Annotated in this window: 13 protein-coding genes; 6 read left to right on the top strand and 7 right to left on the bottom strand. The window is 69.9% G+C overall.

Annotation, left to right across the window (positions count from 1 at the left end; translation table 11 throughout):
* Window positions 1-164 precede the first annotated feature (164 nt).
* The 5 genes from SNOV_RS04150 to msrB form a co-directional block, all read right to left on the bottom strand.
* Window positions 165-4,433, bottom strand: coding sequence for a translocation/assembly module TamB domain-containing protein (locus SNOV_RS04150; protein ID WP_013165660.1), 4,269 nt, complete (start codon window positions 4,431-4,433; stop codon window positions 165-167).
* A complete protein-coding gene (locus tag SNOV_RS04145) occupies window positions 4,433-6,445 on the bottom strand; it encodes an autotransporter assembly complex protein TamA (protein WP_417871990.1) in 2,013 nt (670 codons plus the stop codon). The genes SNOV_RS04150 and SNOV_RS04145 overlap by 1 nt, the downstream gene beginning before the upstream one ends.
* 243 nt (window positions 6,446-6,688) lie before the next feature.
* Window positions 6,689-7,399, bottom strand: a complete 711-nt coding sequence (gene msrA, locus SNOV_RS04140; RefSeq protein WP_013165658.1) for a peptide-methionine (S)-S-oxide reductase MsrA — start codon at window positions 7,397-7,399, stop codon at window positions 6,689-6,691.
* 28 nt (window positions 7,400-7,427) lie between these two features.
* Window positions 7,428-9,347 (bottom strand): redoxin domain-containing protein, encoded by a 1,920-nt coding sequence (locus SNOV_RS04135; RefSeq protein WP_013165657.1) that lies wholly within the window; start codon window positions 9,345-9,347, stop codon window positions 7,428-7,430.
* 144 nt (window positions 9,348-9,491) lie between these two features.
* Window positions 9,492-9,977 carry a peptide-methionine (R)-S-oxide reductase MsrB gene (gene msrB, locus SNOV_RS04130; protein WP_013165656.1) on the bottom strand — a complete coding sequence of 162 codons (486 nt, stop codon included), beginning with the start codon at window positions 9,975-9,977 and terminating at the stop codon, window positions 9,492-9,494.
* Window positions 9,978-10,200: 223 nt separating this feature from the next.
* Here msrB and pncA point away from each other — a divergent pair, with 223 nt between their 5' ends.
* Window positions 10,201-10,857, top strand: coding sequence for a bifunctional nicotinamidase/pyrazinamidase (gene pncA, locus SNOV_RS04125; protein ID WP_013165655.1), 657 nt, complete (start codon window positions 10,201-10,203; stop codon window positions 10,855-10,857).
* A 44-nt stretch (window positions 10,858-10,901) separates the two neighbouring features.
* On the opposite strand, the gene SNOV_RS04120 is transcribed toward pncA, so the two are convergent.
* The gene (locus tag SNOV_RS04120; protein WP_013165654.1) at window positions 10,902-11,675 is read right to left on the bottom strand and encodes an SDR family NAD(P)-dependent oxidoreductase; all 774 of its coding nucleotides are present in this window, start codon (window positions 11,673-11,675) and stop codon (window positions 10,902-10,904) included.
* 61 nt (window positions 11,676-11,736) lie between these two features.
* On the opposite strand from SNOV_RS04120, the gene SNOV_RS23350 reads away from it, so the two are divergent.
* Both SNOV_RS23350 and SNOV_RS04115 read left to right on the top strand, forming a co-directional pair.
* The gene (locus SNOV_RS23350) at window positions 11,737-11,994 is read left to right on the top strand and encodes a hypothetical protein (RefSeq protein ID WP_144295944.1); all 258 of its coding nucleotides are present in this window, start codon (window positions 11,737-11,739) and stop codon (window positions 11,992-11,994) included.
* Window positions 11,991-12,416, top strand: coding sequence for an organic hydroperoxide resistance protein (locus tag SNOV_RS04115; RefSeq protein ID WP_013165653.1), 426 nt, complete (start codon window positions 11,991-11,993; stop codon window positions 12,414-12,416). Before SNOV_RS23350 ends, SNOV_RS04115 begins: the two co-directional genes overlap by 4 nt.
* 18 nt (window positions 12,417-12,434) lie before the next feature.
* Here SNOV_RS04115 and yghU read toward each other — a convergent pair whose 3' ends face one another.
* Complete coding sequence (yghU, locus tag SNOV_RS04110; RefSeq protein ID WP_013165652.1) at window positions 12,435-13,310, bottom strand: glutathione-dependent disulfide-bond oxidoreductase; 876 nt, start codon at window positions 13,308-13,310, stop codon at window positions 12,435-12,437.
* A gap of 224 nt (window positions 13,311-13,534) precedes the next feature.
* On the opposite strand from yghU, the gene SNOV_RS04105 reads away from it, so the two are divergent.
* The 3 genes from SNOV_RS04105 to ligD all read left to right on the top strand — a co-directional run bounded on the left by SNOV_RS04105 (window position 13,535) and on the right by ligD (window position 18,996).
* Window positions 13,535-15,298: a chloride channel protein gene (locus SNOV_RS04105; protein WP_041781980.1), complete on the top strand. Its 1,764-nt coding sequence runs from the start codon at window positions 13,535-13,537 to the stop codon at window positions 15,296-15,298.
* A 299-nt stretch (window positions 15,299-15,597) separates the two neighbouring features.
* Window positions 15,598-16,461, top strand: coding sequence for a non-homologous end joining protein Ku (gene ku, locus SNOV_RS04100; RefSeq protein WP_013165650.1), 864 nt, complete (start codon window positions 15,598-15,600; stop codon window positions 16,459-16,461).
* Window positions 16,462-16,467: 6 nt separating this feature from the next.
* Window positions 16,468-18,996 carry a DNA ligase D gene (gene ligD / locus SNOV_RS04095; RefSeq protein WP_013165649.1) on the top strand — a complete coding sequence of 843 codons (2,529 nt, stop codon included), beginning with the start codon at window positions 16,468-16,470 and terminating at the stop codon, window positions 18,994-18,996.
* The last annotated feature ends 7 nt before the right edge of the window (window positions 18,997-19,003 follow it).

Here is a 19,003-nt window from a genome sequence, read left to right as displayed (position 1 = left end):
CGCCGGAAGGGTCTGCCCACAATGCACCCTCATCCTGAGGTGCGAGCGCAGCGAGCCTCGAAGGATGGTGGGTTGAGCGCGCCCGGATGAGCATCCTTCGAGGCCCGGCTGACGCCGGGCACCTCAGGATGAGGGCCATCAAGGACGGGAATTCCGGAGCACCTTCAGTAATCCCACTGCGCGCCGATGCCGACCTCGGCGGAGCCGTCGGCGCCGGTGGCGCCCTGCAGGCGGATGTTCTTGGTGACGTCGACATCGACCGTCACCCGGCTCGAACCCGGCGTCGTGCCCTGGCGCACGCCGAGATAGATGTTGTCGTTGAGCCGTCGCCCGATGCCGACCTGCCCGCCCGTGCCCTCGGCATTGGTGCCGACCTCCAGGCTGTCGACGCCGAGCGAGCGGCGCATGTTCTCCAGCACGCCGGCGCCGCCGGAAAACTGGGCGACGACCTGGGCGAGCTGGATCGCCTGGCCGGCGCTGAGCGAGCCGGCGGCGCGGCCGAACAGCAGCCGCGACAGCACCTCGTCCTGCGGCAGGGTCGGCGTGGAATCGAAGCTCACGACCGGCCGCGACGCCGGGCCGGAGACCAGCACACGCGCGGTGATATCGGCGCTGGTGGTCTCGGCGACGAAGTCGAGCTCGGGATCGGTAGTGCCGGTGAAGGTGATGCGGCCGCGGGTGAAGGTGAGCCGCCGTCCGCCGAAATCGAAGGTGCCGCGGCGCAGCTCGAAGGCGCCGAGCGTCACCGGCGCGCGGCTGGTGCCCGAGAGCTTCAATTCGCCGCCGAGCTGCGCCTCGATGCCGAGGCCGCGCACGAAGACGTTGTTGTTCGGCGCCGACACGACGAGGTCGAGCGGAAGCCCGCTGCCGCGCGCCTGCTGTGCCGAGGGTCGGGGCGGCGCGGTGGCACGCGGGCGCCGGCCGCCATCATTGACGTGGCGTACATTGAGGTTCTGCACGCCACCGGGGAAGCGGTCGGGGATGTTGATGTCGAGCGCACGCAAAGTGAGGCGCCCGGTGAGGCGGGGATCGCGCAGGAAGGCGCCCTCCACGCCGAGCCGACCTTCGGCGACCAAGCGCATCAGGTCGCTGTTGACCAGCGCCGCATTGGTCAGGTCGAGGTCGACGCGGCCCGGATAGAAGGCGGCGGGATCGAGGGCGACATTGCCGCGGCCGGTGACGCTGCCGCCATTGGTGGTGCGGGCGCGCAAGCTCGTGAGGGTCACCGAGCGGTCGGTGCCGGTCAGCACCGCCTCGATCTGGTCGAGGGAGACGCCGTTCACCGCGTCGTCGAAGCGCCCGCCGGAAACGCGCACCGTGCCGCCCGCACGGGGAGCCGCCGCAGTGCCGCGGATGGTGGCGTCGACATTGGCGATGCCGGTGACGCGGGCACCGGTGGTGGCGAGCAGCGGGTTGGCGATGGCGAGGTTGATGGCGCCGCGCAGCGCCAGATCGAGTTCGCCGGCGCCCAGCGGCACCGAGCCGTTCACCGTGAAGCCTTGAAGATGCTGGCCCGAGACCGTCGCGCGCAGATTGGCGCGGCCGCCCGCAAGCGTGCCGTTGGCGGTGATGTCGAACGGGCCGGCGCCAGAACTGGCGAGGTCGGGATTGCTCAGCCGGGCGACGCGCAAATCGTAATTGCCGGTCGGTGCCGCCGCCGTGCCGCCGATACGGGCGGTTCCCGCCAGCGTGCCGGAGAGGTTGGCGCTGGGCGCGGCGAGGTTGGCCAGCGACAGCGGCAGCGCGCGCAAGTCGACCGACAGGTCGAGCGTCTCGCCGGCCGTGCCCGAGACGGTGGCCGTGCCGCCACTGGCGGAGAGCGCGAAGCGGTCGATGGTCACCGCGCCGTTGGCGAGGGTGAAGGTCGCCGGCGCCGTCATCGCCGCATTGAGAGTGCCGCGCGCGGCGGTGAGGCGGTCGAGCCGCAGCCGGGCGCCGCCCTCGCGCGGCTCCAGCCGGCCGGCGGTGCGCAGCGTCGTCCCTTGCGCGACGGCGTCGAGGGTGAGGTCGGTGCCGGTGGCGTTGCCGTTCGCGCGCAGCGAGGCGGTCTCGATGACCACGCCGGACAGGTCGACAGCGCGCAAATCCGCCGTGCCGTTGACCAGCGGAATGCCGGTGGGATCGACGACGGTCGCGTCGATAGTGGCCGAACCGACCGAGCGGCCCATGGCCTGCAGCCGCTCGGCGCTCGCCTTCACCGCCGCGCGCTGGCGGCCGTCGGCGGCGTCGAGGCGGACATCGGCGTTCAGCTGGCCGGCCACCTGCGTCAAGGCGAGGGCGGCGACATCGGCGAGGTCGCCGGCGGCGATGGTCAGGCTGCCCTCGGCCAGATTGTCGGTGCGCAGGGCGACGTCGCCCTTCGCCGTTACCGAGCCGATGGAAAGATCGAGGCCGGAGAGGCGCCGCGTGCCGTTTCCTTCGGTCGTCAGCGCCGCCGTGCCGCGCGCGGGCTTGCCGGCGACCTCGCCGGTGAGGTTCAGCGTGCCGGCGACCGCGCCGGTGATGTCGGTCGCGGTCACGTCCAGCGCGAGGTCGCGGATCGGCCGGCCCTCGGCGGAGCCCTGCGGCACCAGCACCTTCGCCTTGACGCCGAGATCCTCCAGCGAGCCGGAGAACGCCGCCTCCGCCTGCGCCGCGCCGGCGAGGCGCGGGTCGAGCCGGGCGAGGTTGTCGAGCGTCGCCTTGGCGGTGAGGTCGGCGACATCGGTGGCGATGCGCCCGTCCACCGTCGCGCTAATGCCTTCGGTATCGATCTTGAGATTGCTGACGGAGATGGCGTTCGCGCCGTCGCGGGCGAGCGCGCCGTCGACGTTCAGGCTCTTGCCGACGAGGCCGTCGAGCTGGGCGATGCCGGTCGCGAGCCCGCTCGCGGAGCCGCGCAGGTTGAGGCTGGCGCGGGAGAGGTCGGCGGCGGCCGACACATTCGCGTCGAAGGCAGCGGTGCCGGCCAGCGGACGCCCGGCGAGCGGCGCGAAGGCGGCGAGGTCGAGCCGCTCGACCTTCACCTCGCCGTCGATGGCGTCGGCGCCGGCGCGGCCGGTGAACTGGCTGGTGAGCGCCGCGAGGCGGATGGCGGCGCCGGTCAGCGTGGCGCGCAGCGGATCGCCGCCGGCGGGCAGAGTGCCCGCGGCACTGAAATTCCCCACCGTACCCAGCGCCGCCGCGACCTGCGGATCGATCGCGGTGAGCCCTTCCGCCGTGCCTTCGACCGACAGAGCAAGATTACCCACCGCATCCGGCACGGTGCGCAGCGTCGCCGCCAGCGTGCCGGCGCCATAGCCCATGCCGTCGAGCCCCTCGGCGTCGAGCCGCGCCTCGACGGCGGGCGCCGCGAGCGCGCCCTTGGCCGTGCCGGCGAGGCGCAGGCTGCGCCAGGTCGCGCCCCGCGCCAGCGCGGCAAAGCGGGCGGCATCGCCGAGCGTGACGTCGAAGGTCAGATCGGCAGTGTTCGCCGCGTCGAGCGTGCCGCCGGCGGAAGCGTTGAAGCCGGCGGCGCGGGCGGTGAAATTCTCGATGGCGATGTCGCGCTCGTTGCTCAGCGTCGCCGCGCCGGCAAGCTCGGTGCGGCCCTCGAACAGCGGCGCAAGATCGGCCGGCAGCAGACGGGCGATATCGGCGTCGAGGCCGAAGGTCAGGCGGCGGCCCTGCGGGGTGGCGCGAATGCCGGCGGCACCGCTCACCGCGGCGACGTCGCCGGCGGAAAGCGCCAGCTGCCCGTTCCAGGCATCGAGCGGGCCGGAACCCTTCAGCGTCGCTTCGAGCGCGGGCAGCCCTTCCATGCCGGCGGCACGGGCGATCAGCCCGCCGGCCGGCTCGCGCGCAGCGATGTCGAGGTCGAGCCGCTCGCCCTCCGGCGCATAGGCGGCGGAACCCGAGACGCTCCCCGGCTCATCCCGGCGCTCCAGCGCGAAGGTGAGCGACAGCCCTTGCGCCAGCGAGGCGAGATCGGCGGAGCCGGTGAGCGACAATTGCGCGGCATGGCCGAGTACCGGCTCGTCCAGCACGATGTCGGGAATGGTGAGGGTCTCGACCCGCACCGGCAGGGCGAAGGACGAGCCGCCGCTGCTGGTGGAAGGCTCGGAGGGCGGCAGCTCGGGCCGGCGCTGGAGCTCGACGCGCTGGGCGGCGAGCGTCGTCACGTCGAGCCGGCCGGAGAGCAGCGCCAGCGGCCGCCAGTCGAGCCGCGCGCCGTCGATGCGGGCGAACGGTCCCTTGGCGTCGGCGAGCTCGATGGCGCCGACGCCCATGTCGAAGGGGACAAAGCCACTGATGTCGCGGATGTCGACCTGCATCCCACCGGACGAGGCCAGCGAAGAAGCGGTGCGCGCCAGCAGCGCCTTGCCCGGCGTCGTCTGCAACACGCCGAAGGCGGCGGCGACCAGCGCCACAAGCAGCAGCAGAGCGAACAGGACGGATCGGAGCGCGCGTTTCATCAGAAGGCCTGCCCCAGGCTGACATAGACGCCGAAGTCGCCGTCGTCCGGCCCCGGATTGAGCGGGAAGGCGAGATCGAGGCGCAGCGGGCCGATAGCCGTGTAGTAGCGCAGGCCCACACCGGCCGAATATTTCATGCTGTCGAAGTCCGGCCATTCGGAGGCGAAGGCCGAGCCCATGTCGAGGAAGGGCACGATGCCGATCGTTTCGGTGACGCGCCAGCGCGCCTCGATCGAGGCCTCGAAGAAGCTGCGGCCGCCTATGATGATGCCGTCCTCGTTGCGCGGGCTGGCGGACTGGTACTCGTAGCCGCGCAGCGAGCCGCCGCCGCCGACGTAGAAGCGGCGCTGCGGCGGGATGTCGAACAGGCTGGCGCCGAAGACGCTGCCCGCCGCCATGCGCCCGGCGATGATGAGGCGCTTGTCCTCGTCGACCGCGTGATAGGCGGCAAGCGAGGCCTTGATCATGGTCGGGCCGGCGCCGGCATCGCCGAGATAGGCGAAGGGCTCGACGATGCCGGAGGCGCGGATGCCGCGCGAGGGATCGAGCTCGTTGTCGGTCGAATCGTATTTCAGCTCGATGGGGATCCCGACGATGGAATAGTCGCCGGTGCCGTAGCTGTCCTCGACGGTGGAGGCTTCGAGATCGACGCTGACCTGGAGGCTGAGCTCGTCGCTGTAGCGGTGGCGCACGCCGGCGAGCAGCGTGGCCGCCTCGCGCACATAGGCGTTGGTGACTTCGCGCAGCACGGCCGCCTCGGCGACGAGATCGTCCTGCGCCGTATAGATGCCCGGCTTCATGAAGGTGGCGGCGAAGCGATAGCCGAAGGGATCGGCGTCCGGCACGGCTTCCGACTTCTCGCCGAACCAGGAGGCCTTGGCGTCGAGGCGCAGCGTCTCGCCGCCGCCGAACAGGTTGCGATGGCCCCAATAAACGTTCACCGCCGAGCCGTCGGTGGAGGAATAGGAAGCGCCGAAGCCGAAATAGCGCGGCTTGCGGGCGGACACTTCGATATGGATCGGCAGGCTGCCGTCGGGGTCGAGCTTCTCCGCTTCGCGGATGCGTACGCTGGCGATGGACTCGTATTTCAGCAGGCGCCGGCGCAGGCGATCCAGCGTGTCCGGCGAATAGAGCGTGCCCGGCGGGATCTCGATGCGCTCCTCGACGAAGCCGGGGGTGAGGAAATCGGCACCCGACACGGTGAAGCGGCCGAAGGTAGCGACCGGACCGGGCGCGACATAGAGCGTGACGTCGAGCTGCTTGCTCGCATGGTCGGCCACCACGTCCTTGTCGGCGACGCGGGCGAAGGGGTGGCCGGCGCGGCGCCAATGATCGACGAGCACGCCCTCCGCCCGCACGATGGCGTCGGCGCGGGCCGGCTCGCCCGGCACGAGGCGCAGGCGGCTGAGCGTCGGTGCGTCGTTGAGCGGGCGACGCGTGCCGGCCTCTAGGATGGAGATGCGGCCGAAATGGAACAGCGGCCCGGCCGTCACCTCGACCCGCACCGGCACGGGGCCGCGCGCACGAGCGGCATCGACGACGTCGAAGATGTTCGGCGCATCCGGCGGGCTGCCGGCCAGCGTGATGGCGATGGTGCCGGCATAGTAGCCGGCCGAATAGAGCGCGGCGTTGATAGAGCGCTCATCCGCCAGTGCGCGACGCACCAGCCCGGCGGCGCCGGCGGGCGCGCGCGTCTTCAGGCTTTCGAGGCTGGAGGCGCCTTCGACCGCGGTGCGCAGCGCGCTGTCGCCGCCCTTCACCTCGATCGCCACGGTATAGCGCACGGCATCGGGCACCGGCGGGCCGGCATCGGCCGTGCGCTGCGGATTGAACAGGTTGAAGAACGAGCCGAACAGGCCGGGGTTCTCCTGCCCGTCTTCCGACTGGTTCTGCGGGCCACCGAAAATCTGCGCGCGCGCCGGTCCCGCCGACGGGCCGAGCGCCATCGTCACGATGAGGATCGCGGGAAAGAAATGCCAGGGGCGCGGTTTGCGTCGACCCGCCAATATCATCTCCCGACTGGGGTTCCGGGACCATGAAAGGAGGCCGCGCCAAGACGACGACCCTTCGATGAAGCCGCGAACCCTAAGTCACGGCTATGAATTTTAGCTTGCCAAAACCAGGCACCCCTCCTGATTGCCGCTCCGAGAGACGAGCGTCAACCCCGCCGGAGAAGCATGCAAAGTTTTGCCCCGCGACTTGGGGAAGCCGCGGGGCGATGCCGTCGGTACGATGAGATGGAGCGGCGCGTCCGCTCACTGCGTGGCGGGCTTGCCCATATCCGCCACCAGCACCGGCTTGTCGCGGTAACGGTCGGCGAAGAGGCGCTTCAGGTTCTCTATCTTCGGCAGGTCGTTGATGACGATGTAGGGATAGGTCGGATTCCGCGTCAGGAAATCCTGGTGATAGGCCTCGGCCGGGAAGAAGGGCTTGCCCGGCTCGATCTTCGTCACGATGGCCGCGCTGAACACCCGCGCCTGGTTGAGCTGGGCGATATAGGCCTTGGCGATCTTCGCCTGCTCGTCGCTCAAGGCGAAGATCGCCGAGCGGTACTGCGTGCCGCGATCCGGCCCCTGCCGGTTGAGCTGGGTCGGGTCGTGCGCCACCGAGAAATAGATCTGCAGGATCTTGCCGTAGCTGACCTTGCGCGGATCGAAGGTGACCTTCACCGCTTCCGCATGGCCGGTCGAGCCGGTGCCGACCAGCTCGTACTGCGCCATGGACTGGTCGCCGCCGGCATAGCCGGAGACGGCACTGGTGACGCCCTCGACATGCTGGAACACGCCCTGCACGCCCCAGAAGCAGCCGCCGGCGAGGACCGCGACTTCCTGATCCTTGGGCGCTGTCTCGTCGAGCGTCGGCGCGGGAATGGCGATGCCTTCCTCGGCCGAGGCGGGGATGATGCGGGCGGCGCCGGCGAGCGCCAGCAGGGCGGCGCCGACAAAGAGGAAAGAGGACGCTTTCATCAGGTCTCTCCGAAGTTAGCCGGCTTACTCAGCCGAAGGTGAAGGCGTAGGCCTCGACGCCGGGGTCGAGGAAACGGATCTCGAAGGTGCGGTCGCCGATCTCGCCGGGTTGGCGGATGAGCTGGTAGAGGCGCTGGCCGGTAACCACGCCCTCCCCCTGCGCATCGACATCCATGCCGTGGGCGTCGCCCGGCGGCTTGCCGTCGATGGTGACGCGGAAGCGCACGGGCTTGCCGTTCGCGCCGGGGCCGAGCACGAGGTGCAGGTCGCGGGCGTGGAAGCGGTAGACGATGGCCCCGTCCGGCGCGTCGAGGCTGGCCTGCTCGGTGCCGATGGTCCATTTGCCGACGAGACCCCATTCGTTGAGGCGCGGGTCGCCGGCGGCGTAGTCCTTCGGCTCGCCCTGCGCCGCGCCGCCCGGCGAGACGAAGTTCTCCGCGCGCTCGAAGCCGACATAGGTCTCGGGCGACATCACGTCCTTCATGTCGGAGGCGGCCTCGGCGCCGGTGGCCTTCACATCGACCGTGCCGGATGTGACGTCCCTACGGCCGGCCTCCGCCAGCAGCTGCTGGATGACGCGCTCGGATTCCTCGTAGCCGCCCTCGCCGAAATGGTGGTAGCGGATGCGGCCCTGCGCATCGATGAAGTAGTGCGCCGGCCAGTACTGGTTCTTGAAGGCGCGCCAGATGGCATAGTCGTTGTCGATGGCGACCGGATAGGTGATCTTCAGGTCGGCAACGGCCTTCTTCACATTGTCGACGTCGCGCTCGAAGGCGAATTCGGGCGAATGCACGCCGATCACCACGAGGCCCTGGTCCTTGTACTTCTCCGCCCAGGCCCGGACATAGGGAATGGTCCGCAGGCAGTTGATGCAGGAATAGGTCCAGAAGTCGATCAGCACGACCTTGCCCTTGAGGCTCTCGGCGGTCAGCGGGGCTGAGTTAAGCCAGCCCGTGGCGCCTTTGAGCGAGGGCAGCATGCCCTCGACCGGCAGGGAAGGCGCGCCATTGGTGCCGGCGGCAGCGTCGGACTTGGCCATCATCGCCGGGTTGGCGCTCATCATGGCGGCGTTGCTGCTCGCCATCATCGCCGGATTGCTGCCCGTCATCGCCGGGGCGCCCGTCATGGCGGGATTGGCGCTCATCATCGCCGGCGCGTCGCTGCTCATCGCCGGGTTGGCGCTCATCATGGCGTCGCCGCTCGCCATCATGGCGGGGCCACCGGCAGGCGGCGGATTGAGGCGGTCGATCAGCCCCTGCTCCAGCGCATTGGTGCCGGCGAGCGAGACGCGGGTGAGGAAGCCGGTGTCGAGGCCGAGCGCGATGGCGCCGACCGCCACCAGCACCAACGCCCCGAGACCGCGCCGCATCCATTCGCCAACGCCGAGCGAGCGCTTCATCGCCGCAAAGACCTGTCCGCCGACCAGCAGCGCCAGCGCCAGCGAGGTGGCGGCGCCGGCGGCATAGGCGAGTAGGAGTAGGCTGGTGCCGACATTGGCGCCGTTGAGCGCCGCGCCGGTAAGGATGAGGCCGAGCACCGGCCCGGCGCAGGGCGCCCAGAGCAGGCCCGTCGCCACGCCGAGCAGCACCGAGGGGAAAATCCCGCCTGCGCTGCCATCCGCCGACTGCGACAGCCGCCCGCCCAGCGCCACCAGCGGCGCCGTCGCCTTTTCGGCGAGGCTCGGGATCAGCAAGGCGAGGCCGAACAGCGCCAGCAGCACCAGCGCCGCCAACCGCCCATACTGGTTCGCCGCCACCGCCCAGCCGCCGGCCACCGCCGCGAGGCTCGCCACGAGCGCGAAGCTCACCGCCATGCCGAGCAGCATGGGCAGGCCGGAGCGCAGGAAGGGCTGCCCGGCGCGGGCGAAGACGAAGGGCAGCACGGGCAGGATGCACGGGCTGACGATGGTCAGCACGCCGCCGAGATAGGCGAGGACGAACAGCAGCATGATGCGTCTCGGATCTGTCGCGTAACTCTATGTCCCTCATCCCCGGCTTGACCGGGGACCCGGCTTGCGTGCCGCGAGGTTTCACGCTGAGCCCTAGGTGGCCGGGTCAAGCCCGGCCATGAGGGAAATCGCGGGTCACGGCCCTCACGCCGCGACCGGCTTGAAGGTCATCGCCACGCCGTTCATGCAGTAGCGCAGCCCGGTCGGCTTCGGCCCGTCGTCAAAGACATGGCCGAGATGGCCGCCGCAGCGGGCGCAGTGGACGGCGGTGCGCACCATGCCGAAGGAGACGTCGCGCGTCTCGCCCACCGCCTTCTCCAGCGGCGCCCAGAAGCTCGGCCAGCCGGTGCCGCTGTCGAACTTGGTGGCGGAGGAGAACAGCTCGTTGTCGCAGCCGGCGCAGGCGAAGGTGCCGCGGCGGTGCTCGTCGTTCAGCGGGCTGGAATAGGGCCGCTCCGTGCCGTCCTTGCGCAGCACGGTGTATTGCTGCGGCGTCAGGCGCTGGCGCCATTCGGCATCGGTGTAAGTGACCGGATAGGTCTCCGCCGCCCTTGCATCCCGCCCCGGCCGGAGCCAGGCGGCGGTAAGGCCCGCGGCACCCGTCAGCATCAGAAAGCGTCGCGTCAGCATCTCGTGCTCCCGTCGGCGGTTCATCCGCCTTCCCCGGCTAATACGGAGCGGGACGTTATAAGGTTACAGCCGGGCTGTGCATCACAGCTCGGTGTTGGCCGCGAGCGGCCCGGCGACCCCGAAAAGCCTTGCAATCTCACGCACGCGTGAACAGGCGCCGGAGAAGCGCCGGTAACGGCCTGCAGCGGTGGACAGGCCGATGGCACGGGGCTAGGACGCCTGAATGACCGAACGCCACGTCCCCCGACGCCACGACGTCCTTCTGGTCGTCGACATCCAGAACGATTTCTGTCCCGGCGGACGTCTCGGCGTGCCGCGCGGCGACCAGGTCGTGCCGGTGGTCAACCGGATGGCGAAGCGCTTCGCCCATGTGGTGCTGACGCAGGACTGGCACCCGCCGGGCCACCTCTCCTTCGCCTCCTCGCACGCCGGCGCGCAGCCCTACCAGACCATCGACGTCGAGTACGGCGCGCAGATCCTGTGGCCGGACCATTGCGTTCAGGGCACGCGCGGCGCCGCCTTCCGCGACGACCTCGACGTGCCCCATGCCGAGCTCATCCTGCGCAAGGGCTACCACCCGGGGATCGATTCCTACTCCGCCTTCTACGAGAACGACCGGCGCACCCCGACCGGCCTCGCCAGCTATCTGCGCGAGCGCGGCTTCCGCCGGGTGTTCCTCGCCGGCCTCGCCTTCGACTTCTGCGTGCGCTATTCGGCCGAGGACGCGCGGCGGATCGGTTTCGAGACGGTGGTGGTCGAGGACGCCTGCCGCGCCATCGACGTCGACGGCTCGGCCGCCGCCACGCGCCGGCAGTTCGACGCGCTCGGCATCGCCTGCATCACCGCAGCCGCGGTGGAGGGAGCGGCCGCGAAGGGCTGAGGGTCGACGATCCCGATGACGCGGCGAGGTGCGCGTCGCCGCGCTCAGACGCGGTATCGAGCGGCGGGCGTGGAGTTGCGGAAGCCCGGTAACATGGCGTGCCGTGCGGCTTCGAACGCTTCCCACGACGCGGCATCCGGCAGCGGGGGGATCGTCACCGCCTCGCGGCGATCGAATCCCACCAGCGCTGCATCGACAAGGTCATCGACCTCCATGACTCCTGGAATTTGGTTCACGTCGCGCCCGGAGCGCTCCCAGATTTCCGTGCGGGTGGCAGCGGGCAGCACAGCCTGCACATAGATTCCCTTCTCGCCGAACTCGGCGGTGAGCGCATGCGAGAAGGTGAGCATATAGGCCTTGGTCGCCCCATAGATGCCGGTCGATATCTCCGGCGCCAGCCCGATGACCGAACTGAGGTTGACGATCGCGCCGGCGCCGCGCGCCAGCATGCCGGGAATCACCGCATGGGCGAGAAGCGTCGGCGCGGTCACGTTGAGGCGGATCAGCCATTCGAGCCGTGCGCCGTCGACGCCGTCGAAGCCGTCCGACAAGGTCGCCCCTGCATTGTTGATCAGCAGATCGACCGGGCTGCCACCGCGCAGTCGATCCTGAACACCAGCCAGTTGTGCGGGGTCGGTCAGGTCGGCGGTGATCACCTGGGTCTTCACGCCATGTTCGGCCGCGAGCCGAGCCGCGAGCGCGTCGAGCCGGCCGGTGTCGCGCGCCACCAGCACGAGGTCATGGCCGCGTGCCGCCAGCCTGTCGGCATAGACAGCACCAATGCCGGTCGAGGCGCCAGTTACCAGAGCGGTCGTCATCGAATGTCTCCTGCAATGTGGACGCCGGCTCGGCGTCGCGTGTGGATCGCATGGAGTTATGATGGCGATCGCAATTAAAAAGTCAAAGCACGCCCGCCCCTCGGAGGCGGACATGGGCTGCAAGCGGGAAATTTCGACTTCGCCATCGTGCGATCTTGAAGGCGGCAGCGGACGGGGGAGCCGCTTCCAGTCGCCGGAAGCGGCATCCGAAGCTTCCGCGAAGACGCCGTGCCGGCGCGATATCGGCCGGGCGCTTTCGCAGGACGGCCCCGGACGGGTCGGCAATAGTCGCCGCGCCATCACGGAGATCGACCGATGAACATCCTCTATTCGACCCGCGTCGCAGCGACCGGCGGGCGCAAGGGCACCATCCGCAGCGAGGACGGCATCCTCGCGCTGGACCTCGCCATCCCGAAGGAACTCGGCGGCATGGGCGGGGCGACCAATCCCGAGCAGCTCTTCGCCGGCGGCTACGCGGCCTGCTTCGAGAACGCGCTGCTGCGCATCGGCCGGCAGGCTGGCCACCGCTTTGCCGACGGCAATGTCGAGGTGGTCGCGCAGATCGGGCTGAGCCGCAACGAGGCGGACGCCTTCATGCTCTCCGCGACGCTGTTCGTCACCATCGCCGGCGTCGACCAGGCGACCGCCGAGGAGCTAGTGCGCGGCGCCGACGGCATCTGCCCCTATTCCAACGCCATCCGCGGCAATGTCGCGGTCGCCAAGTCGGTGACGGTGCGCTGATCGCGCAAAGGGGCGGCGCTACTGCGCCGCCTCCAGCTTGTCCTGCGTCCTCGTTTCGAAGTCACGCGCGTCGTGGCGCTCGCGCAGTTGCTCGGAAAGTTCACCCGACGCGCGGTTGACCATGCGCCCGCGCTTCACCGCCGGCCGGGCGGCGATGGTGTCGGCCCAGCGCAGCACGTTCTTGTAATCCTGCGCCGAAAGGAATTCGGCGGCGCCGTAGCTCCAGCCCTTCACCAGGCCGCCATACCAGGGGAAGGCGGCAATGTCGGCGATGGTGTAGTCGCGACCGGCGAGATACTCACTCTCGGCGAGGCGCCGGTCGAGCACGTCGAGCAGGCGCTTGGTCTCCATGGTGAAACGGTCGATGGCGTATTCGATCTTCACCGGCGCATAGGCGTAGAAATGCCCGAAGCCGCCACCGACATAGGGCGTCGAGCCCATCTGCCAGAACAGCCAGGACAGGCACTCGGCGCGCGCCGCCGGCTCGGTCGGCAGGAACTCGCCGAACTTCTCCGCCAGATAGACGAGGATGGCGCCGGATTCGAACACGCGGACCGGCTTCCCGCCGGAGCGGTCCATCAGCGCCGGGATCTTGGAGTTGGGGTTCACCTCGACGAAGCCGCTGGAGAACTGGTCGCCCTGGCCGATGCGGATCAGCCAGGCGTCATATTCGGCGCCGCTATGGCCACGCGCCAGCAGCTCCTCCAGCATGATGGTGACCTTCTGCCCGTTCGGCGTCGCCAGCGAATAGAGCTGGAGCGGATGCTTGCCGACGGGGAGCTCCTTCTCATGCGTCGGCCCGGCGATGGGGCGGTTGATGCTGGCGAACTCGCCGCCATTCGGCTTGTTCCAGGTCCACACCTTCGGCGGCGTGTAGTCGGTCGTGTCGGCCATCGTCAGGCACTCCTTGGCTGCGCCGGGACGGCCGCGCTCGCACAGGCCGCCCCGAATCCGAGAAATGGTTCCAACTGAAAGGTAAGCATGTCGCGCGCGAGATGGTCGATGCCGCCCATCATATCCCGGTGACGTAAGCTGCCGTGGCGGCATGGCCGCCTTGCCGGTTGCGCATGGCGCGGGCATTGCCTAGTGAGGCAGCGACAGTGCGAGACGGGGCGAGCGTGACCTCCGATCCAACCTCCGGCAGCGAGACCATCCCGCAGCGCCTGCGCCGGCTGATGCGGGCGAGCGAGCTGAGCGTCGTCGCCCTCGCGGCGGTGGTCGGCGTGCTGGCGGGGCTCGTGGTCATCGCCATGAATGCCGGCTGGCAGATGCTGCACGAGCTCATCTTCCGCATTCCCGCCGGCGCCCATCTGTCGGTCACGACCGGCATCCCGCCCGCGCTGGTGCTGCTCGGCCCGACGCTCGGCGGCCTTCTCTTCGGCCTCGCCTCCTGGTGGGTGCTGCGCGGCTCGGCCGCGCCGGTCGACCCGATCGAGGCCAATGCGCTGCATGGCGGGCGCATGTCGCTGAAGGACAGCTTCATCGTCACGGTGCAGACGCTGTTCTCCAGCGGCGTGGGCGCCTCGGTCGGCATGGAGGCGGGCTACACCCAGGCGGGCAGTGGCCTCGCCTCCTTCCTCGGCCGCATCTTCCGCGTCCGCCGCGCGGACCTGCGGCTGCTGGTCTCCTGCGGCGCCGGCGCGGCCATCGGCGCCGCCTTCAACGCGCCGCTGATGGGCGCCTTCTACGGCTTCGAGCTTATCCTCGGCACCTATGCCATCCCCGCCTTCGTGCCGATGATGACGGCGAGCTTCACCGCCGCTCTCACCCGGCAGGTGCTGGCCCCGGAAGGCCATCCACCCCTGCCCGCGCTCGACGCACCGAGCCTCTCCGACCTGCCGGCGGTGCTGCTGCTCGGCGTCGCCTGCGCGCTGGTCGGCATCGTGGTGATGCGCGGGGCGACGCTGGTGGAGGCCGGCTTCCGCCGCTCGGCCCTCCCCGCCTTCCTGCGTCCGGCGGTGGGCGGGCTGATCGTCGGCATGCTGGCGTTGTGGAGCCCGGCCGTGCTCTCGGCAGGGCACGGCGCGGTCTACTATTATGTCGCCGCCGACGGCACGCTGGCGCTGGCCGGGCTGCTGCTGGTCGCCAAGGTGGCGGCCTCCTCCGTCTCCATCGGCTCGGGCTTCCGCGGCGGCCTGTTCTTCGCCTCGCTGCTGATGGGCGTGCTCGCCGGTCGGGTCTACGCCGCCGGGCTGGAGATGCTCCTGCCCGGCATGGTATTCTCGCACGCCTTCTACGCACTCATCGGCATGAGCGCGCTCGCCGTCGCCGTGGTCGGCGGGCCGATGACCATGACGCTGCTGGCGCTGGAGATGACGGGCGACCTCAGCCTCACCCTCGCCGTGCTGGCGGGGGCGGCCGCCGCCTCGCTGGTCACGCGCCGGCTGTTCGGCTTCTCCTTCACGACGTGGCGCTTCCACCTGCGCGGCGAGAACATACGCGGCGCGCACGACATAGGCTGGCTGCGCGAGCTCACCGTCGGCTCGCTGATGCGCCGCGAGGTGCCGCAGCTCGACATCGACACGCCGCTCGCCGAAGCGCGCCGGCGCTACCCGCCCGGCTCCACTTCCTATCTCGTTGCCACCGAGCACGACCTCTATGCCGGCATGGTCTCGCCTGCCGCGCTCTACGACGCCGGCGAGGCCGAGGCGCCGCCGCCGAACCTGCGGGGGCTGCTTCGCCTCACCCAGACCAGCCTGCACCCGGAGATGACCATCCGCGAGGCGCTCGACCGCTTCGGCAATGCCGAGGCGGATGCGCTCGCGGTAACTACGCGCCAGGGCCAGCTCGTCGGCGTGCTCAGCGAGGCGCACGCGGTCAAGCGCTACAGCGACGAGATGGGCCGCCGGCTCGGCGAACTGACCGGCGAGAAGCTGGACTGACCGTCGCCGATGAACCTCATCCTGAGGTGCCCGGCCATGGGCCGGGCCTCGAAGGATGCTCGTCCGGGCGCACGGTGCCGACCATCCTTCGAGGCTCGCTGCGCTCGCACCTCAGGATGAGGATCGATTGGAGTGGTTGGGTGCTTTTTTCGAGACCTCGCCGCCGGCCATCCCAAGGTATGCTGGTCCGCACCGCGCGGAAGGCGCATGGTGACGGCTGCCGGCGCCCGCGGAACCAGCAAGGCGTGCCGGATGTTGGCGTGAAGGGGCGCGCTCCGCCCCTCACGGAGGATCCGAGCATGGCCGCGCGTGCCGTCTGGAAGGGCTATCTGAAGGTGGACGAGCTGATCTGCCCGGTCGCCCTCTACACCGCCGTCTCCGCCTCCGAGCGCGTGTCGTTCCACACCATTAACCGCAAGACCGGCAACCGGGTGAAGCGGCAATTCGTCGACCGCGAGACCGGCGAGGAGGTCGAGCGCGACGAGCAGGTGAAGGGCTACGAGACCGGACCCGACCAGTATGTGGTGTTCGAGCCGGAGGAGATCGCCGCCGCCGTGCCGCAGGGCGACAAGACGCTGTCGGTCGAGGCCTTCGTGCCGTGCGATCAGGTGGACGACCTCTATTTCGACCGGCCCTATTACCTCGCGCCGGCAGACAAGGAGGCGACGGAAGCCTATGCGCTGATCCGCGACGGGCTGCAGAAGAAGAGCGTCGCCGCCCTTGCCCATGCCGTGCTGTTCCGGCGCGCCCGCTCCCTGCTGATCCGCGCGCTTGACGATGGGCTGACCGCGACGACGCTGAACTACGACTACGAGGTGCGCTCGGCCGACGAGGCGTTCGAGGACGTCGAGAAGATCAAGGTCGACAAGGAGATGCTCGACCTCGCCCGCCACATCATCGAGACCAAGCGCGGGAAGTTCGATCCGCAGGAGTTCGACGACCGCTACGAGGCGGCGGTGGTGGAGCTGGTGCGCGCCAAGGCGGCGGGACGCGAGATCAAGGCGCCGAAGCGCCGCGTGCCGGAGAAGGTGGTCGACCTGATGGAGGCGCTGCGCCGCAGCGCCGGCATGGGCGGCTCGGAGAAGCCGCCTGCCAAATCCGGTAGGCGGCGGACGACCGCCAAGGCCAAGCCGGCGGCCCCGCCACGGCGCAAGGCGGGGTAATCCGCCATGGGCCTGGAGACCTACCGCCGCAAGCGCGACTTCAACACCACTTCGGAGCCGAAAGGGCGCACTTCCCGCCGCGCGGGCAACCTCTACCTGATCCAGAAGCACGACGCCCGCCGCCTGCATTACGACTTCCGGCTGGAGATGGACGGCGTGCTGAAGAGCTGGGCGGTGACGCGCGGGCCGAGCCTGGTGCCCGGCGAGAAGCGCCTCGCCGTGCATGTCGAGGACCACCCGCTCGATTACGGCAGCTTCGAGGGCACCATCCCCAAGGGCGAATATGGCGGCGGCACGGTGATGCTGTGGGACACCGGCACCTGGACGCCGATCGGCGATGCCCATGTCGCCTACAAGAAGGGCCATCTCGAATTCGAGCTCGACGGCGAGAAGCTGCACGGGCGCTGGCATCTCGTGCGCATGCATCCGCGGCCGCGCGAGAAAAAGGAGAACTGGCTGCTGATCAAGGGCGAGGACGAGTTCGCCCGTACCGAGGAGCAGTCCGACATCCTCGAGGAGCTGCCGGATTCGGTGAAGACCGGCCGCGACCTCGACGCCATCGCCAAGGACGCGCCGGGCTGGTCGTCCAAGACCGGCAGGCTGCGGCCGGCCCCGAAGCCCAAGGCCACGCCCGCCAAGGCGAAGGCGGCAAGCGGCGGCGCGGCGAAGCGCAAAACCGTCGCCGGCGCCCCACTTCCCGACTTCATCGAGCCGCAGCTCGCCACCCTCGTCGACAAGGCGCCGAGCGGCACGCGCTGGGTGCATGAGATCAAGTTCGACGGCTACCGGCTGGAGGTGCGGATCGAGGATGGCGAGGTGCGCCTGCTAACCCGCACCGGGCTCGACTGGACAGCGCGCTTCGGCTCTCGGCTGGTCGAGGCGTTCAAGGCGCTGCCCCTCTCGAACGCGCTGATCGACGGCGAACTGGTGGTCGAAGGCGGCAACGGCGCGTCGCATTTCTCGACGCTGCAGGCCGACCTTTCCGAGGAGCGCACCGACCGCTTCCTGTTCTACGCCTTCGACCTCCTGTTCCTCGACGGCGAGGACCTGCGCAGCAAGCCGCTCGTCGAGCGCAAGGCGGCGCTCGCGAAGCTGCTCGCCGGCGTCCCCGACCCGCTGCGCTACAGCGAGCATTTCGACGAGGATGGCGACGTCATGCTGCGGCATGCCTGCCGCCTGAGCCTCGAAGGCCTCGTCTCCAAGCTCGCCGACGCGCCCTACCGCTCCGGCCGGTCCAAGGACTGGCGCAAGTCGAAATGCACCGAGCGGCAGGAATTCGTCATTGGCGGCTATGTGCCCTCCACCGTCTCCAACCACGCCATCGGCTCGCTGGTTCTGGGCGTTTACGAGGCCGGCAAATTGGGCGGCAAACTGCGCCATGTCGGGCGCGTCGGCACCGGCTACACGGCCCGCGTCGCCGCCGACCTGTGGAAGCAGCTCCAGCCTTTGGCACGCGACAAGAGCCCCTTCGCCGGCAAGCTCGCCGCCGAGGCCGCGCGCGGCGTGCATTTCGTTGAGCCGACGCTGGTGGCGGAGATCGAGTTCCGGGGCTGGACGGGCGAGCGCAATCTGCGCCACGCTTCCTATCGCGGCCTGCGCGAGGACAAGCCGGCCGCCGAGGTGGTTCAGGAAGGGGCACCGGAGATGAACGCAGATCGCCCGCCCGGCTCAAGCGTCAAGCTCACCCATCCCGACCGCATCTACTGGCCGGAGGACGGCGTCACCAAGCAGGGGCTGGTGGATTACTACACGCAGGTCTGGCCGAAGATCGCTCCCTTCATCGTCGCCCGCCCGCTCGCGCTGCTGCGCTGCCCGGACGGCATCGCGGAAGCCTGCTTCTTCCAGAAGCACGCCTGGCGCGGCATCAACAAGGCGGTGAAGCTGGTCCCCGACCCCAAGGACAAGGGCGGCGAGCCGCTGCTCACCATCTCCGATTTCGACGGGCTGATCGCGCTGGTGCAGGCCGGCACGCTGGAGATCCACCCCTGGGGCGCGCCGCTCGCCGGGCTGGAGAAGCCGGACATGCTGATCTTCGACCTCGACCCCGGCCCCGGCGTCGGCTGGCCGGAGGTGATCGCCGCCGCCAAGGAAGTACGCGCCCGGCTGGAGGCGGACGAGATGGCGGCCTTCGTGAAGACCTCCGGCGGCAAGGGCCTGCACGTCGTCACGCCGCTCAGCTCCAAGGCCGGCTGGGCGCCGGCCAAGGAGTACGCGAAGGCCGTTGCCGACGCCATGGCGGCCGACGATCCCGACCGCTTCATCTCGGTGGCGACCAAGGCCAAGCGCGGCGGGCGCATCTTCGTCGACTATCTGCGCAATGCGCGCGGGGCAACGGCGGTAGCGCCCTATTCCAGCCGTGCCCGCGCCGGCGCGGCGGTGTCGATGCCGGTGACCTGGGCGGAGCTCGACCAGCTCGCCAGCGCCGCGCAATACACCGTCGACAACGCCCCGACGCGGCTCGCCAGCCTCGATGCCGACCCGTGGGAGGATTTCCGCGCGGCGGCGAAGCCCCTGCCGGCGGGGAAGAAGAGGTAGGGCGGGC

The sequence above is a fragment of the Ancylobacter novellus DSM 506 genome (genome assembly GCF_000092925.1).
Lineage (GTDB): Bacteria > Pseudomonadota > Alphaproteobacteria > Rhizobiales > Xanthobacteraceae > Ancylobacter > Ancylobacter novellus.
The sequence above is the reverse complement of the archived record's forward strand: the minus strand, read 5'-3'. Positions and strand labels throughout refer to the sequence as shown.

Bases quoted from the DNA above. Each gene is read 5' to 3' on its own strand.
- SNOV_RS04145 (WP_417871990.1), bottom strand. From the start codon at position 6,445: ATGATATTGGCGGGTCGACGCAAACCGCGCCCCTGGCATTTCTTTCCC.
- msrB (WP_013165656.1), bottom strand. From the start codon at position 9,977: ATGCTGACGCGACGCTTTCTGATGCTGACGGGTGCCGCGGGCCTTACC.
- pncA (WP_013165655.1), top strand. From the start codon at position 10,201: ATGACCGAACGCCACGTCCCCCGACGCCACGACGTCCTTCTGGTCGTC.
- SNOV_RS23350 (WP_144295944.1), top strand. From the start codon at position 11,737: ATGGCGATCGCAATTAAAAAGTCAAAGCACGCCCGCCCCTCGGAGGCG.
- msrA (WP_013165658.1), bottom strand. From the start codon at position 7,399: ATGAAAGCGTCCTCTTTCCTCTTTGTCGGCGCCGCCCTGCTGGCGCTC.
- SNOV_RS04135 (WP_013165657.1), bottom strand. From the start codon at position 9,347: ATGCTGCTGTTCGTCCTCGCCTATCTCGGCGGCGTGCTGACCATCGTC.
- ku (WP_013165650.1), top strand. From the start codon at position 15,598: ATGGCCGCGCGTGCCGTCTGGAAGGGCTATCTGAAGGTGGACGAGCTG.
- SNOV_RS04115 (WP_013165653.1), top strand. From the start codon at position 11,991: ATGAACATCCTCTATTCGACCCGCGTCGCAGCGACCGGCGGGCGCAAG.
- SNOV_RS04150 (WP_013165660.1), bottom strand. From the start codon at position 4,433: ATGAAACGCGCGCTCCGATCCGTCCTGTTCGCTCTGCTGCTGCTTGTG.
- yghU (WP_013165652.1), bottom strand. From the start codon at position 13,310: ATGGCCGACACGACCGACTACACGCCGCCGAAGGTGTGGACCTGGAAC.
- SNOV_RS04120 (WP_013165654.1), bottom strand. From the start codon at position 11,675: ATGACGACCGCTCTGGTAACTGGCGCCTCGACCGGCATTGGTGCTGTC.
- ligD (WP_013165649.1), top strand. From the start codon at position 16,468: ATGGGCCTGGAGACCTACCGCCGCAAGCGCGACTTCAACACCACTTCG.